This is a genomic window from Actinomycetes bacterium (assembly GCA_035506535.1).
GTDB lineage: Bacteria > Actinomycetota > Actinomycetes > DATJPE01 > DATJPE01 > DATJPE01.
Map to the genome: position 1 here is coordinate 1 of DATJPE010000102.1, position 15036 is coordinate 15036.

Consider the following 15036-nt stretch of genomic DNA (forward strand, 5'->3'; position numbering starts at 1 on the left):
GACCGTGAGCGGATCGACGCCTGAGCCCGACTCCGCGCTGCCCCCTTCACTCCTCGCACAGCCCCCACGACTCGCACTTGTGGCGGCCTGTTCGTCACTCCGCGGCCGCCGAGTGACGGCGAACCCGCCACATGTGCGTGGGGTGAGGGCGGTGCGAGCGTCGCGTCAGGCGTCGATGCGCTCGCGGTCGAGGCTGCTGGCGCTCTCGACGATGAAGTCGCGACGGGGTGCGACGTCGTTGCCCATGAGCAGCTCGAAGACCTCCTCCGCGCGCTGGGCGTCACCGAGGCTGATGCGCCGCAACGTCCGACGACGCGGGTCCATCGTCGTCTCGGCCAGCTGCTCGGCGTCCATCTCGCCGAGACCCTTGTAGCGCTGGGGAGCCTTGTACGTCCGCCCGCGGCGGTCGAGGTCGGCCAGCACCCGGGGCAGCTCGGCGTCGGAGTAGGTGTAGACGTACTCGTTCGCTTTCGAACCGGGATTGACGATCTCGACCCGGTGCAGGGGCGGCACGGCGGCGTAGACCCGTCCGGCATCCAGCAGCGGGCGCATCGTCCGGAAGAACAGCGTGAGCAGCAGGGTACGGATGTGCGCGCCGTCGACGTCCGCGTCGGCCATCAGGATGATCTTGTTGTACCGGGCTGCGTCGAGGTCGAAGGTACGACCGGAACCGGCACCGATGACCTGGATGATCGAGGCGCACTCGGCGTTCTTGAGCAGGTCCGACGCTGTGGCCTTCTGGACGTTGAGGATCTTGCCCCGGATGGGGAGCAAGGCCTGGAACTCGCTGTCGCGGGCTGCCTTCGCGGTACCGAGGGCGCTGTCGCCCTCGACGATGAACAGCTCGCAGCGCTCGACGTCCTCGCTTCGGCAGTCCTTGAGCTTCGCCGGCATGGAGGAGGATTCCAGCGCGTTCTTGCGCCGTTGCAGCTCCTTGTGCTGGCGGGCGTCGACGCGGGTCCGCATGGCTCCCGCGACCTTCTCGAGGATGACCCGCGCCTTGGCCTTGGCGGCCGGCTTGCGCGCGGCGAGGATCGCGGTGAGCTCGCGGCCGACGACGTGCGCCACGATCCGTGACGCGGCCGCGGTGCCGAGGACCTCCTTGGTCTGGCCCTCGAACTGGGGCTCGGCCAGGCGCACGGTGACCACAGCGGTCGCTCCCTCGAGCACGTCGTCGGCGGTCACCTCCTCCTCGGCGGCGCGCAGGACCCGCTGCTCGCGCAGCTGGGTGTTGAAGGTGTCCCGCAGCGCCTTCTCGAACCCGCGGACGTGGGTCCCGCCCTTGGGCGTCGCGATGATGTTGACGAAGGAGCGAACCACGGTGTCGTACCCGGTTCCCCAGCGCAGCGCGACGTCCACCGTGAGCTCGCGCTCGACCTTGGTGGGCGTGAGGTGGCCCTGGTCGTCCAGCACGGGCACCGTCTCGTGGAAATGGCCGCTGCCGTGCAGCCGCAGCACGTCGCTGACCGGTTCGTCCGGTGCGAGGAAGGTGCAGAACTCGCTGATCCCGCCGTCGAAACGGAATTCCTCGGAGGTGGGCGCCCCTGCGTCACGGAGGTCGTCGACGACGAAGGCCAGCCCGGGAACGAGGAACGCGGTCTGGCGGGCTCGCGCGTACAGCTCGTCCAGGACGATGTCGGCCTCGGGCAGGAAGATCTGGCGGTCCGGCCAGAACCGGACCCGGGTCCCGGTCCGGTTCTTCGGGACCTTGGCGACGACCCGCAGGTCGGAGGCCTCCTCGAAGGGGTCGTCCGGACCGGGCCCCGCGAACTGCCCGGGCAGGCCGCGCCGGAAGGACATCAGGTGGGTACGTCCGCCGCGGTCCACCTCCACGTCCAGGCGCGCGGCCAGGGCGTTCACGACCGACGCGCCGACGCCGTGCAGTCCGCCGGTGGCGGCGTACGACCCGCCCCCGAACTTGCCGCCGGCGTGCAGCCGGGTCATGACGACCTCGACGCCGGAGAGGCCGGTCTTGGGCTCGATGTCGACCGGGATGCCCCGGCCCTGGTCACGGACCTCGATGGAGCCGTCGTCGTGGAGCAGGACGTGGATGCGCGAGCCGAAGCCGCCCAACGCCTCGTCGACGGCGTTGTCGATGATCTCCCACACGCAGTGCATGAGGCCGCGGGAGTCGGTCGACCCGATGTACATGCCCGGTCGCTTGCGGACCGCCTCGAGGCCCTCGAGCACGGACAGGTGGCGTGCCGTGTAGTCCGCCGAGGGGGCGCTCTCCCGGGAGGCCGGGCGCGGGGGTTCGCTGGGCTGTGCGCTCATGTCGGGCACGAGGCTACCGGCGCGGCGCGGCACCGCCGTGCACCCACGCTTTGGGAGCCCCGATCACGGTCATCGGCAACACTTCGATGAAGAGTGTGTTACGCCATGGGCGCAAACCGGGCGTGGACACCCTGGGGAACGTTCTCGGGGTGTCAGGATGTTGAACCATTCGGAACCCACCCGAAGGAGGACTCGTGACGCCGACCCTGGCCGTTGACGCCCCGCTGAGCGCACTCGACCGGTGCGACCGCTGCGGAGCGCAGGCCTACGTACGCGTCACCCTCCTGTCCGGCGGCGAGCTGCTGTTCTGCGCGCACCACTTCAGCGAGTTCCGTCCAGGGCTCGAGGCGGCCTCGGCGCACGTCCATGACGAGACCTCCCGCCTGGGAGACGTGCCTACCGTCGCCCCGCTCGAAGAGCGCTGAGCCCACCGCTCAGGTCGCCAGCCGCAGGCGGCCGCGTCCCTCCGCCTTGGCGAGGTAAAGGGCCTGGTCGGCCCGCCGGTAGAGGTCTGGTACGTCGCCGTGCCCGCGACCGCTCGCCGCGCCGACGCTGACGCCCACCACCAGCCCCGGAGCCAGCTGCTCCCACTCCTGGTCCTCGACGAGGCGGCGAAGTCGCTCGGCGCGCTGCTCGACGACGTCGCGCTGCGCACCGACGAGGACGGCGCAGAACTCATCGCCACCGAGGCGGACGGCCAGGTCGGTGGGCCGCAGCATGGAGCTCAGGACAGTCCCGACCCGCTCCAGCACCAGGTCCCCCACGACGTGGCCGAACAGGTCGTTGATCCGCTTGAAGTGGTCGATGTCCACGACCACCATCGCGATGTCGGTGTCGGCGCCCACGGTCCTGGCCAGGGCGTTCAGCCGGTCGTCGAAGGCCCGGCGGTTGCCCAGCCCGGTGAGCGGGTCCTCGAGCGTGCGGCGGAGCAAGGTCTCGTGCTCGCGCTTGAGCCGTTCGGCCTGGACCTGGGCCCGGGCCGAGGCGAGCCGGGACAGCCGCTCGTCCCACCGCTGCCGGGCGATCGTCTCCGCGTAGCGCAGGGTCGCCGGCGCCTGGATCCCGAGGGCGCCGCGCTCGGCCAGGGATGCGGTCCACGCCAGCAGTGAGCGGTGGTGCGGTGTCAGGCTGTCCCCGAGCGTGCGCTCCGCCGTCTCGACCTCCCGAAGGGCGAGCTGCCAGTCCTGGGACCGGATCGCCGCGTGCGCGAAGGCGAGATGGGACTGCACGCGGACCTCCGGGCCCACGAGCAGGTCGTGCTGGGCGCGCAGCCAGGCCTGGTCCTCCGGGTGGTCGACGCCGAGGAGCACCCGCCGGGCGCACAGGCTGACGAGCAGCATCCGCCGCCAGGTGTCCGGCATGGGCAGGCCCAGCAGCTCTTGCGACGGCGCTTCGTCCTCGCGCAGGCCCACGGCGTCCGGCGACGCCCCGACCTCGAGCAGGCCGGCGGCCCACCAGAAGCGGACGAAGGCCCGGTTGAGGTGCCGGACGGGCTCGAGGAGGCGGTCGTCGCAGTCCGGCAGGATCTCCGCCGCGAGGTCGTACAGCTCGTCACCGAGCTCCCAGAGGCGCATCGTGCTGTACGTCTCCGCCACGCTGATCAGCCCCGAGACCCGGGCCAGCGGGTCCCCGGGCAGGTCGAGGAGGCTCACGCCCCTCGAGGTGTCCTGCAGAGCGCTGGCGATGTCGCCGGCGCGAGTGGCCATCTCGGCCCGCAGACCCAGGCCGGTCGCCAGCATGGCGGGGTCGGCGTCCAGCTCGGAGGCCCGGATCAGCGCCGACGAAGCCTCCTCGGCCCGCTCGGGGGCGTTGACCACGGCGTCGACCGCATCCGCGTAGCGCAGCAGGCGGTGCAGCTCGGTCCCCGGCGGCTGCTCCGACAGCCCGGCGCCGATCTCCTCGCGCGCCCGCTCGACCCGATCGGTCTGGACCTGTTCGACCAGGTGGTAGACGCGTAGCACGGCCGCACGCGACGGCGGAGCCGCCAGTCGATGCTGGCCGGCGACGTCGGAGGTGGCCACCGGACTCCTTGAGGTGTTGTCGAGGCCCTTGAGGTGTTGTCGAGGACCTTTGGAGCATCGACACCACGGCCCCCCGTCTTGACGACCCCCCTGCCCGTTGGCAATGAACGCGGCGTTGGTGCACACCTAGCGCTACAACGCCGCCTTCATTGCGTGTGGGACGGCGGGAGGGGTCGGGTGGATCGGGGGCGGATGGCCTAACCGCCGCCGAGGTAGGCCGCGACCACGGACTCGTCCCCGAGCAGCTCGGCGCCGGTCCCCGACTTGACCACGCTCCCCGTCTCCAGGACATAGGCCCGGTCGGCGATCGAGAGGGCCTGGGCGGCGTTCTGCTCCACCAGCAAGACCGTGGTCCCCTGCTCCTTGATCTCCACGATGATCTTGAAGATCAGCTGGATGAGCTGCGGGGCGAGGCCCATCGACGGCTCGTCGAGCAGCAGCAGACGAGGTTTCGACATCAGGGCGCGGCCGATCGCGAGCATCTGCTGCTCCCCGCCGGACAGCGTGCCGCCGGCCTGCTTCTCGCGCTCCTTCAGGCGGGGGAAGAGGTCATAGACCCGCTCGAGGTCGGCGGGGTCCGGTCGACCGCGGATGTAGGCCCCCATGGCGAGGTTCTCCGCCACGCTCATCCCGGGGAAGATCCCGCGCCCCTCGGGCGCCTGGCACATGCCGGCCTCGACCCGCTTGTGGCCGGCGAGACTGGTGATGTCCCGCCCGTCGAAGCGAACGGTGCCGTGGTCGACCTTGCGCAGGCCCGACAGGGTCTTGAGGGTCGTGGTCTTGCCTGCTCCGTTGGCACCGACCAGCGTGACGATCTCGCCGGTCTCGACGCTCAGGCTGATGTCCTTGATCGCGACGATCTTGCCGTAGCTGACCTGCAGGTTCTCGACCTCAAGAAGCACTCGAGGCCTCCCCGAGGTAGGCGCGGACGACATCGGGGTTGTCGCGGACCTCGGCCGGGGGGCCGTCGGCGATCTTCTGGCCGAAGTCGAGGACGGCGATCCGGTCGCTGATCCCCATGACCAGGGTCATGTCGTGCTCGATGAGCAGGACCGTCACGCCGGAGTCCCGGATGTTGCGGATCAGCTCGGCCAGGGAGGCCTTCTCCGAGGGGTTCATGCCCGCGGCCGGCTCGTCCAGCAGGAGCAGCTGTGGTCCGGTGCCGAGGGCGCGCGCGATCTCGAGGCGGCGCTGGTCGCCGTACGGCAGGTTGCGGGCGACCGTCCCGCCGCGTCCCTGGATGCCGACGAAGTGAAGCAGCCGGTACGCCGTCTGCCGGCCTTCCCGCTCCTCCGCCCGGTGCCGGCGGAGCCCTAAGATCGCGCCGACCACGCTCGAGGTGTGACGCGCGTGGGTACCGACCATGACGTTGTCGAGCGCGGTCATGTTGTCGAAGAGCCGGATGTTCTGGAACGTCCGCGCCAGGCCCAGCTTGGTGACGAGGTCAGGTCGGGTCCCGTTGATCCGGTTGCCGTCGAAGACGATGTCCCCCGACGTCGGCGTGTAGACCCCGGTCACCATGTTGAACACCGTCGTCTTGCCGGCGCCGTTGGGGCCGATCACGGCCACGATCTCACCCCGCCGCACCTCGAGGTCGAGGGAGTTCACCGCGGTGAGGCCCCCGAAGCGCATCGTCACGCCTCGGAGGGCGAGCAGGCTGTCCTCGCTCATCCGTCCAACGCCCCGGACTGCGCCCGGACCGTGCCGACCTCGGCGCCGAGCCGGTCGATGCCGCCCTCGCCCTCGGCGAGCTCCTCAGCGCGGATCTTGGAGGGCCAGAGACCCTGCGGTCGGAAGATCATCAGGACGACGAGGGAACCGCCGAAGACGAGCACGCGGTACTGGTCGAAGCCGCGTGCCGCCTCGGGCAGCCAGGCGACGAGGAAGGCGCCGAGGATGACCCCGGGGATGTTGCCGGCCCCGCCGAGGACGACGGCGGCCAAGATCGTGGCGGAGAGGATGAACGGGAAGTCGGTGGGCTGGATCGCGTTGTTGCCCGACGCGAAGATCACCCCGCCGGCCCCGCCGACGGCGGCCCCGACGGTGAAGGCCCACAGCTTGAACTTCAGAGTGGGCACGCCCATCAGCTGGGCCGCGTCCTCGTCCTCGCGGATCGCCGTCCACGACCGACCGACCCGGCTCCTCTCCAGTCGCTTCAACATGATGATCACGACCGCGATCACCGCGACCAGCAGGTAGTAGTACGGCTTCGGGTCGAGGATGCTGAACTGCAGGAACGAGATGTGCCCGATCGAGGGCGGCGGGGGGATGTTGGCCAGGCCTCGTGGCCCCCCGAGGTAGTTCAGGTTGTTCGCGGTCTCGCGGATCATCTCCCCGAAGCCCAGCGTGACGATGGCGAGGTAGTCGCCGCGCAGGCGCAGGGTCGGCGAGCCCAGCAGCAGGCCGGCGAGCATCGCGAGGCCGACCCCCACCGGCAGGACCTCCCAGAACCCCCAGCCGTACTTGCCGCCGAGGATGGCCATGCTGTAGGCGCCGATGGCGAAGAACGCCACATAGCCGAGGTCGAGCAGGCCGGCGTAGCCGACGACCACGTTCAACCCGAGAGCCAGCAGGACGTAGACGCTGATCGGGTAGAACAGGACCCGCTGCCAGCTGCTGCCCGGGGTCATGACATCCCCCAGGTTCGGGATGTTCGGCAGCGAGATGGCGAAGACGAAGATCGCCAAGTAGCCCACCCACCGCAACCAGCGCGGCAGGGCCCGCCAGCGGGCCGCCATCCGGTCGACCGAACCCGCCCTCGGGGCCGTCCACCCCCGCAGCGGCCGCTTCGGGTTCACGCGCGAGCCTTGGACAGCGACTCGCCGAGCAGGCCGGTCGGCCGGAACATCAGCACGAGGACCAGGACGGCGAAGGCGACAACGTCCTTCCACTGGGCGCCGAGCACGCTGCCGACGTACTCCTGGATCAGGCCCAGGAGCAGCCCGCCCAGCAGCGCTCCACGCAGGTTGCCGATGCCGCCGAGGACGGCCGCGGTGAAGGCCTTGATGCCGAGGACGAAGCCGACGAAGAAGGACGTCGCCTCGAAGAAGATCACGTACAGCATGCCGCCGATGCCCGCCATGGCCCCACCGATGAGGAAGGTCAGCATGACGACTCGGTCGATGTTCACTCCCATGAGCGTCGCCGTGTCGGCGCTCTGCGCGGTGGCGCGGATCGCCCGGCCGAACCGGGTGCTGCGCACCAACCGGTCGAGCAGGAGCATCATGAAGATCGACCCGAAGAACACGAGCACCTTGTCAGCCCGGATCAGCCCGGTCCCGATCGTCGCGTAGATCGTCTTGTTCATCACCCGCGTCGTGGACAAGGTGTCGGGGAAGCGCAGGGAGACCAGCTGCTGGAGGAACAGGGACGCCCCGATCGCGGAGATCAGCGCCGCTAGCGTGGTGGCCCCCCGTCGGCGCAGGGGACGATAGGCGACCCGCTCCAGGATCACGGCCGAGACCCCGGACGCGCTCGCGGCCACCACGGCGGCGAGCAGCAGGAACCCGACGAGGGCGATGCCGCTGAGTGGCGTGCTGATCCCCAGGGCGGTGATGACTCCGACGGTCGCGAAGGTCCCGATCATGAAGATCTCGGAGTGCGCGAAGTTGATCAGGCGCAGAACCCCGTAGACGAGGGTGTAGCCGAGCGCCACCAGGGCGTAGATCGACCCCTGGGTGAGGCCGTCGATCGTCGAGGCGGCGAAGTTGGTGAAGAAGTTGCTCACGCGCATCCGTCCCGGGCCGGGGGCGTCAGTACGACGCCCCCGGCCCAACGAGTCGGACCGAGCTGACCGAGGTCAGGACTGCGGCGTCGCGTTGTCCGACGTCCCGATCCCGACGATCTGCCCGTTCTGGACCTGGTAGATCAGGATGGTGCCACCCTTGATGTTCCCGTTGGACTCGAACTGGATGTGCTTGGACACGCCGTCGAAGTTCACACCGTTGACGTAGGTCTCGATGCTCTTCCGGTCGGTGTTGCCGGCCTTGATGGCGTTGATGAACACCGTCGCCGCGTCGTAGGCCTCGGGCGAGTAGGTGCCGGGCTCGACGTTGAACGCTGCCTTGTAGGCGTCGTAGAACGTCTTCTGCGACCCGGTTGCCGCGCTGTTGATCAGCGCGCAGGCGCAGGACAGGATCGAGCCGTTGGCGGCCGCGCCGGCGCCGGAGACGAACGCCGGGTCGAGCGAGCCGTCACCGGAGATGAACGTCGCGGTCACCCCGCCGTCCTTGAGCTGCTTGGCGAACGGACCCGACTGGGCGTAGTAGCCGCCGTAGAAGACCACGCTCACACCGGCACTCTTGATCTTGGTGATGGTCGAGGAGTAGTCCGGGACCTCGGTGCCGGTCGCGGGAACCGACTCGTCGACGGGGACGGCGACGCCGGCCGTCTTCAGGGCGCTGGCCACCGCGTCGGCCAGGCCCTTGCCGTAGTCGGAGGCGTCGTCGATGACGGCGACCTTGGTGGCCTTCAGCGACTTGGCGATCACGTTGGCCACGCCCGGACCCTGGTAGCCGTCGTCGGCCAGGACGCGGTGGAAGGTCGTCCAGCCGTTGTCGGCGAGGTTGACCCGGGTCGCCGACGCCGAGATGAACGGCACTCCGGCGGCCTGCCAGAGCGCACCGGTGTTCGCGGTCTCACCCGAGAAGGCCGGCCCGACGAGGCCCACGATCCCGTCGTCGATCGCCTTCGGAGCCAGCGCCGCGGCCTGCTTGGGGTCGCCCTGGGAGTCGAACTCCAGCAGCTGGATCTTCACCTTGGGATTCGTCGCGTTGTACTGGTCGATCGCGAGCTTCTCGCCGTTGCGGATGTTGATGCCCAGGGCCTTGTTCGGCCCGGTGAGGTCACCCATGAACCCGATCTTCAGGGTGGAGCCGCCTCCTCCGGAGGCGGCCGTGGACGCCCCGCCCCCACTGCTGCTGCTCGAGCAGGCCGCGAGGGCGAGTCCGGCGACGGAGAGGACGACGGCAGTGCGCACGAATGCGCTTCGTCGGGTCATGAAGGGCGCTCCTTGGTCGATTACCCGAGGTTCCTGTGTGACAGGTCAGGTGTGACAGGTCAGGGAACCTACCGGGCCAGCCGGTTCCACGGCACGAACTCCACGCAGGCCGATACAGGATGGTTGCAATTGCGGCCGTCTCGCCGACCAGCACGGGAGCGCTGTTGGTCGAACGTCTGTTCTCCTGAGCACCCGGCTGATCGCTCAAGAACCCGGGTCCCGGCTGTCGAGACCTCATGGGGGATGGACGCGACGGGATGTGATGCTCGATGGAGCTCCGGGGGCTCGGCGAGGGCAATGACGCCGATGCGATGGTCCGGCAGGTGCTCGACAGCGGTGACTTCGCCGTCGTGTTCCAGCCCGTGGTGGACCTGGCCACCTCCGAGGTGGCTGGCTACGAGGCGCTGACCCGCTTCTCCGACGGGCGGCCGCCCAACCTCTGGTTCGCCGAGGCCCACCAGTGCGGCCTCGGCGTCGACCTCGAGCTGGCAGCACTGGAGAAGGCGCTGGCCGCACTCCCCGAGCAGCCGCCGGGGTTCCTCTCGCTCAACATCAGCGCAGCGACGTTGCGCTCCTCGGCCCTGCTCAGGCGCCTGGCGGGATCCCTGCCGGGAGCCGTGGTCCTCGAGCTCATCGGCCATGGACCGCTCGGCGACCCCGACACGGCTCGCGCGAGGATCGCCGGGCTGCGTCAGCTCGGAGTCCAGGTGGCGCTCGACAACGTCGGCAGCGGACCGGCCAGCCTGCGGCCCGCCGTCGACCTCCAGCCAGACCTGATCAAGATCGACCGGTCGCTGGTGTCCTACGTCGACCGGGACCCCGTCCAGCGGGCCGTTGTGGGCGCCTTCGCCCAGCTGGCGATGAGCCTCGGATGGGTCGTCGTGGCCGAGGGCATCGAACGCGAGCAGGAGCTGGCCGTCTGCGCCGATCTCGGAATCGCCCTCGGCCAGGGTTACCTGCTCGGCCGCCCCGCCCCGATGCCGGGGCAGCGGCAGCCGGAGCACCCCTGGGTGGCCTGGACCGAGGAGATCTGGCAGGCCGCCAACTCCTGAGCGGAGCCTCAGTCCAGATAGTCGCGCAGGACCTGGGAGCGGCTCGGGTGGCGCAGCTTGGACATGGTCTTGGACTCGATCTGGCGGATCCGCTCGCGGGTCACCCCGTAGACCTTGCCGATCTCGTCGAGGGTCTTGGGCTGGCCGTCGGTGAGGCCGAAGCGCATCGACACGACGCCAGCCTCGCGCTCCGACAAGGTGTCCAGCACCTGGTGCAGCTGCTCCTGCAGCAGCGTGAACGAGACCGCATCGGCGGGGACGACCGCCTCGGAGTCCTCGATGAGGTCACCGAACTCACTGTCCCCGTCCTCGCCGAGCGGGGTGTGCAGCGAGATGGGCTCACGGCCGTACTTCTGGACCTCGACGACCTTCTCGGGGGTCATGTCGAGCTCCTTGGCCAGCTCCTCGGGCGTGGGCTCGCGGCCGAGGTCCTGCAGCATCTGCCGCTGCACGCGAGCGAGCTTGTTGATCACCTCGACCATGTGCACCGGGATGCGGATCGTGCGTGCCTGGTCGGCCATGGCGCGGGTGATGGCCTGGCGGATCCACCAGGTGGCGTACGTCGAGAACTTGTAGCCCTTGGTGTAGTCGAACTTCTCGACGGCGCGGATGAGGCCGAGGTTGCCCTCCTGGATGAGGTCGAGGAACAGCATCCCGCGGCCGGTGTAGCGCTTGGCGAGCGACACCACGAGCCGCAGGTTCGCCTCGAGGAGGTGGTTCTTCGCCCGGCGGCCGTCCTCGGCGATCCACTCGAGCTCGCGGCGCAGCTGGGCGGGGATCTTGTCCCCGGAGTTGAGCTTCTCCTCGGCGAAGAGCCCGGCCTCGATCCGCTTGGCGAGCTCGACCTCCTGCTCGGCGTTGAGCAGGGGGACCTTGCCGATCTGCTTGAGGTAGTCCTTGACCGGGTCGGCGGTGGCGCCCGCGACGACGACCTGTTGCACCGGCTCGTCGGCCTCGTCGGAGTCGGAGAGCGTGAACGCCTCCTCGTCCTCCTCGTCCGGACCGGTGACGGCGCTCTCCGCGTCCTCGGCGATCATCTCGATCGCCTCCGCGGGATCGACCCGCTCGACCGCCTCCTCGAGGTCCACGGCCTCGGCCTCGACGTCCTCGTCGACGGTCTCCAGCTCCTCGGCCTCCAGCGCCTCCGGGTCCAGCGCCTCGGGATCGATCTCCTCGCCGTCCCCGACCTCCCCCGGCCCGTCGAGAGCAAGGGTGTCCAGGTCGGCGTCGAGCTCGTCGAGCGCGGCCGCCACCTCGGGGCCGGGATCGTCCGCGACCGGCGCGACGGGGGTCTTGCCGCCCTTGGCCTTGGCCGCGGGCGCCGCTTTGGCCGCCTTCACCGGCTTGTCCTCGACGTCGCCGGCCTTGGCCCGGCGGCTCGCGCGCGGCGGCGCAGCCTCGACGGTCGCGGTGGCCTTGGCGGCAGCCGACCTCCCGGACGCGGCGAGCACGCGCGCTGGGGCGCCGACCTCGGCGGCGTCGGTGGAGGTCTCCTCGGACTGGACAGGGCGAACCGACGGCACTGACGACCTCTCGACGCGGCGGATGGCGGCCCGTACGACACCCCGGCCGAGGCCACCCTGCTCGGGGGCCTCAGGACGCGGGTGGGGTTCCGGGGACGAAGCACTCAACAGTGTAATCGTCCAAGCGATTCCACGAGCGCAGCGTCCGGGCGTGTGGTCCCCACGGATCAGCCCCGGCGGGCCCCCGACCCGGCCTTCTTCTGCTCCTGCTTGTAGGCACGGACCCGGGCCAGCGACGCGCCGTCGCGTACGTCGGCCACCGAACGGAACGAGCCGTCCTCTCCGTAGCCACCGGCCGCCTCGCGCCATCCCTCCGGCCGTACCCCCAGCTGCTTGGCGAGCAGCGCGAGGAAGATCTGGGCCTTCTGCCGCCCGAACCCCGGCAGCTCCTCCAGCCGGTGCAGCAGCTCGGCCCCGTCGCTCGCGGTGGTCCACAACGACGCGGTGTCGCCGCCGTAGCCGTCGACGACGGCACGCGCCAGCGCATGCACCCGCGCGCCCATCGACCCCGGGAAGCGGTGCACCGCGGGAGGGCCGGTCATCGCGGCCACGAGCTCGGCCTCGTCCAGGGCGGCGACGGCCTTGGGGTCCAGGCGGTCCGGCGTCCCCAGCCGCTCCGCGAGCAGCCGCGGCCCGGCGAAGGCGCGCTCCATCGGGATCTGCTGGTCGAGCAGCATCCCGACGAGCAGGGCGAAGGGGTCCTTCGACAGCAGTGCGTCCGCCGCGCGGTCCTGGGCCAGGTGCAGATCGGGCACGGACGACCTCCTCAGGACCGCGGCGAGACCACGGGACGAGCGCGATCGTACGGCTCGCGGCCGACGCGGCGCCGCCCACCCCGATCCGAGCGCGCGTGAGCGATCAAGACCGGGCCGGCGCGTGCCGACAACGTCCGTGGCGCAGTCTTCCTGGGAGGTCCCATGTCCGCTGAGCTCTACGGTGCCGAGGCCGCCGGGGCGATGGCCCGGCCCGCCGTCGACGTGCTGCCCGCAGCCCCCGACCGCAAGCGCAAGGGCGAGCCCGCTCCGAGCGCTCCTGCCGCGTCCGTGGACCCGGCCGCCGCCCTCACCGAGTGGCCGGCCGTCCCCGCCGGCGAGCAGGACGGGCTGAGCGCCTGGCCGACCGCGCCCGTGCTGCAGGCGCCCCCGGTCGCGGTGGCACCCGCCGCGCCGGCGCCCGCCGACCCGGCGCCACGCAAGGTGTTCGGGATGGCGGTACGCCGTCCCCGCAAGGACTCCGCCCCCTCCGACGTGGCCCCCACCTCCGTCGCCCCGTCCCCTGACGCGCTCGCTCCAGCGGTTGCCGTCGTGCCCGCCCTCGGGGCAGCCCCGGTTGCCACCGACGACACGGCACCGGTCGCGCTCCCCGTGGACCAGCCTCAGGTGGAGGCCCCGGCGCCGTCCGCCGCCGACCTGGTCCCCGCTGCGGCGCCCACCGGCGAGGCCGTCCAGCTCGACCTGCTCACCCCGCCCGAGGCGCCCGCCGAGGACGCCGGCGAGGAGGTCCGTGCCCTGCGCGCCCTGCTCGAGGCGAGCGAGAACGCGCGCGCGGTGGCCGAGTCGCGAGCTGCGGCCGCCGAGACCCGTATGGCGCACGCCGAGAGCTACGCGGCCCAGGTCGCCGCGCACGTCGCCCAGTCGCAGTCCCGCGCCGCCCACGCCGAGTCCCAGCTCGAGGTCCTGGACCAGCAGGTCCGGGGCGCCCAGGCGCAGCTGGCCGCCCTCGAGGAGCGGGCACGGACGGCAGAGGCGGCGGCCGAGGCCCTGGAGGTGCGGGCCCGCAAGGCGGAGAACGAGGCCGACGACTGGCGGATCCGCCACCGCGAGGCTCAGCAGTCGGTGGAGGAGCTCGCCGCGAGCATCGCGTCTTCGGAGGGCCGGCTGGCCGAGCTGAGCGAGTCGCTGCGCTCGGTCACCGCCGAGCGTGACGAGCTCGTGGCGGCACTCGACGCCGTGACCATGCCGGCGGGCACCGAGGAGTGACCGACCGGAGCCCGCGGCGGGCGTCCACAGCGGACGAGCACCCCCCGCGGTCCCCAGAAGCGAGCTGAGCGCCGCCTCGGCCCGGCCCGGGCCCCCAGGCTCGGGGCATGTCCGTCATACCGGCAGAAACCGTCCTTCGGCTGTCCGGGCCGCCCGACGTGCTCGCAGCCCTGCCCTATCTGGTCGGGTTCCCGCCCACCGAGTCCGTGGTGGCGATCGGGCTCCACGGCCGGCGCAAACGCCTGCGGGTGACGCTGAGGGTCGACCTCGCCGGGGCGGAGGCCGCAGTGGCAGACGGCCTCGTCGAGGCCCCCAGCCACCCGGCCGCCTTGGCCGCTGCCCTGTCGCGCGCCGGTGCATCGCGGGTCGTCCTCGTCGTCGTCACCGACCGGGCGGAGGAGGGCCTGACCGCCGCCGACCTCGTCTCGGTCCTGGCCGGCGAGCTCGAGGCTCGACGGATCGAGGTCGAGGACGCGGTCCTCGCCCGCGGGGACCGGTGGTTCTCCTATCTGTGCCACAACCCCGCGTGCTGCCCGCCCGAGGGAACCCCGCTCCCGGGGGACGATCGGGTCGCGGCCGAGCTCGCCCTCGCCGGCGAGGCGCCGTTTCGCAGCAGGGCCGACGTGGAGGCCCTCGTCGCGCCCGAACAGGGGATCCGACGGCAGGCCGTCGAGGCGGCGGTGGACGCGCTGCTCGCCGTGGGGCCGTCCGGTCCTGACGCCGTGGACGAGCGGACGTCGCTGCGCACAGCCTTTCGCACGGTGGTGTCGGGCCGCCCGCTGGAGGCGCAGAACGCCGCCCTGTGCCTGCTGTGGCTCACCGGCAGCCACGTCCGGGACGCCTGCCTGAACCCCACCACCGGCCCCGAGGGAGAGGCGGCGCTGAGACTGTGGTGCGAGCTCGCCCGGCTGGCACCCGCCGACCTGGTGTCGGCGCCCGCCACCCTCGCGGCCTTCGTGGCGCTGTGCCGGGGCCAGGGGGCGCTCGCCAATGCCGCGCTCGACGAAGCGTTGGCCGACGACCCGGGCTACACCCTCGCGCAACTGCTGCGGCACATCGCGACGGCGGGGATCCCGCCCTCAGTGGTGCGCGGCGTGGCCGAGAGCTCGGACGCCATCCTCGCCGGGATCGACGGACGCTCCGGCGGGCAGCCCCTCGGCTGACCGGCTCCCGGCACGAGACCGGATG

At 71.3% G+C, this 15036-nt stretch carries 13 protein-coding genes; 4 read left to right on the top strand and 9 right to left on the bottom strand.

Annotated features, from left to right (window positions below; translation table 11 throughout):
* Positions 1-165: 165 nt before the first annotated feature.
* Positions 166-2274, bottom strand: a complete 2109-nt coding sequence (locus VMI11_15965; GenBank protein ID HTY73896.1) for a DNA topoisomerase IV subunit B — start codon at positions 2272-2274, stop codon at positions 166-168.
* A 194-nt stretch (positions 2275-2468) separates the two neighbouring features.
* Here VMI11_15965 and VMI11_15970 point away from each other — a divergent pair, with 194 nt between their 5' ends.
* Entirely contained in the window at positions 2469-2699 is a 231-nt protein-coding gene (locus VMI11_15970) for a hypothetical protein (GenBank protein HTY73897.1), read from the top strand.
* A 9-nt stretch (positions 2700-2708) separates the two neighbouring features.
* Here VMI11_15970 and VMI11_15975 read toward each other — a convergent pair whose 3' ends face one another.
* From VMI11_15975 to VMI11_16000, 6 genes are all read right to left on the bottom strand, one after another.
* On the bottom strand, positions 2709-4295 hold the full coding sequence (locus VMI11_15975; GenBank protein HTY73898.1) for a GGDEF domain-containing protein: 1587 nt from the start codon (positions 4293-4295) through the stop codon (positions 2709-2711).
* Between the two features lie 197 nt (positions 4296-4492).
* Positions 4493-5197 (bottom strand): ABC transporter ATP-binding protein, encoded by a 705-nt coding sequence (locus VMI11_15980; GenBank protein HTY73899.1) that lies wholly within the window; start codon positions 5195-5197, stop codon positions 4493-4495.
* Entirely contained in the window at positions 5187-5966 is a 780-nt protein-coding gene (locus VMI11_15985) for an ABC transporter ATP-binding protein (GenBank protein ID HTY73900.1), read from the bottom strand. Before VMI11_15985 ends, VMI11_15980 begins: the two co-directional genes overlap by 11 nt.
* Positions 5963-7033: a branched-chain amino acid ABC transporter permease gene (locus tag VMI11_15990; GenBank protein ID HTY73901.1), complete on the bottom strand. Its 1071-nt coding sequence runs from the start codon at positions 7031-7033 to the stop codon at positions 5963-5965. Before VMI11_15990 ends, VMI11_15985 begins: the two co-directional genes overlap by 4 nt.
* Before the next feature lie 56 nt (positions 7034-7089).
* Entirely contained in the window at positions 7090-8022 is a 933-nt protein-coding gene (locus tag VMI11_15995) for a branched-chain amino acid ABC transporter permease (protein ID HTY73902.1), read from the bottom strand.
* 72 nt (positions 8023-8094) lie between these two features.
* On the bottom strand, positions 8095-9294 hold the full coding sequence (locus tag VMI11_16000; GenBank protein HTY73903.1) for a branched-chain amino acid ABC transporter substrate-binding protein: 1200 nt from the start codon (positions 9292-9294) through the stop codon (positions 8095-8097).
* 269 nt (positions 9295-9563) lie between these two features.
* Here VMI11_16000 and VMI11_16005 point away from each other — a divergent pair, with 269 nt between their 5' ends.
* Entirely contained in the window at positions 9564-10346 is a 783-nt protein-coding gene (locus tag VMI11_16005) for an EAL domain-containing protein (GenBank protein ID HTY73904.1), read from the top strand.
* Between the two features lie 8 nt (positions 10347-10354).
* On the opposite strand, the gene VMI11_16010 is transcribed toward VMI11_16005, so the two are convergent.
* Entirely contained in the window at positions 10355-11869 is a 1515-nt protein-coding gene (locus tag VMI11_16010) for an RNA polymerase sigma factor (protein ID HTY73905.1), read from the bottom strand.
* 167 nt (positions 11870-12036) lie between these two features.
* Positions 12037-12624: an HhH-GPD-type base excision DNA repair protein gene (locus VMI11_16015; GenBank protein HTY73906.1), complete on the bottom strand. Its 588-nt coding sequence runs from the start codon at positions 12622-12624 to the stop codon at positions 12037-12039.
* Positions 12625-12786: 162 nt separating this feature from the next.
* On the opposite strand from VMI11_16015, the gene VMI11_16020 reads away from it, so the two are divergent.
* Together VMI11_16020 and VMI11_16025 are read left to right on the top strand one after the other, a co-directional pair.
* Positions 12787-13848 carry a hypothetical protein gene (locus tag VMI11_16020; protein ID HTY73907.1) on the top strand — a complete coding sequence of 354 codons (1062 nt, stop codon included), beginning with the start codon at positions 12787-12789 and terminating at the stop codon, positions 13846-13848.
* Positions 13849-13955: 107 nt separating this feature from the next.
* Positions 13956-15011: a DUF4192 domain-containing protein gene (locus tag VMI11_16025; GenBank protein HTY73908.1), complete on the top strand. Its 1056-nt coding sequence runs from the start codon at positions 13956-13958 to the stop codon at positions 15009-15011.
* Positions 15012-15036: the final 25 nt, after the last annotated feature.

Excerpts from the sequence above, each read along its gene's own strand:
- VMI11_15965 (HTY73896.1), bottom strand. The coding sequence starts at position 2,274 with ATGAGCGCACAGCCCAGCGAACCCCCGCGCCCGGCCTCCCGGGAGAGC.
- VMI11_15985 (HTY73900.1), bottom strand. The coding sequence starts at position 5,966 with ATGAGCGAGGACAGCCTGCTCGCCCTCCGAGGCGTGACGATGCGCTTC.
- VMI11_15990 (HTY73901.1), bottom strand. The coding sequence starts at position 7,033 with ATGGCGGCCCGCTGGCGGGCCCTGCCGCGCTGGTTGCGGTGGGTGGGC.
- VMI11_16000 (HTY73903.1), bottom strand. The coding sequence starts at position 9,294 with ATGACCCGACGAAGCGCATTCGTGCGCACTGCCGTCGTCCTCTCCGTC.
- VMI11_16005 (HTY73904.1), top strand. The coding sequence starts at position 9,564 with ATGGAGCTCCGGGGGCTCGGCGAGGGCAATGACGCCGATGCGATGGTC.
- VMI11_16020 (HTY73907.1), top strand. The coding sequence starts at position 12,787 with ATGTCCGCTGAGCTCTACGGTGCCGAGGCCGCCGGGGCGATGGCCCGG.
- VMI11_16025 (HTY73908.1), top strand. The coding sequence starts at position 13,956 with ATGTCCGTCATACCGGCAGAAACCGTCCTTCGGCTGTCCGGGCCGCCC.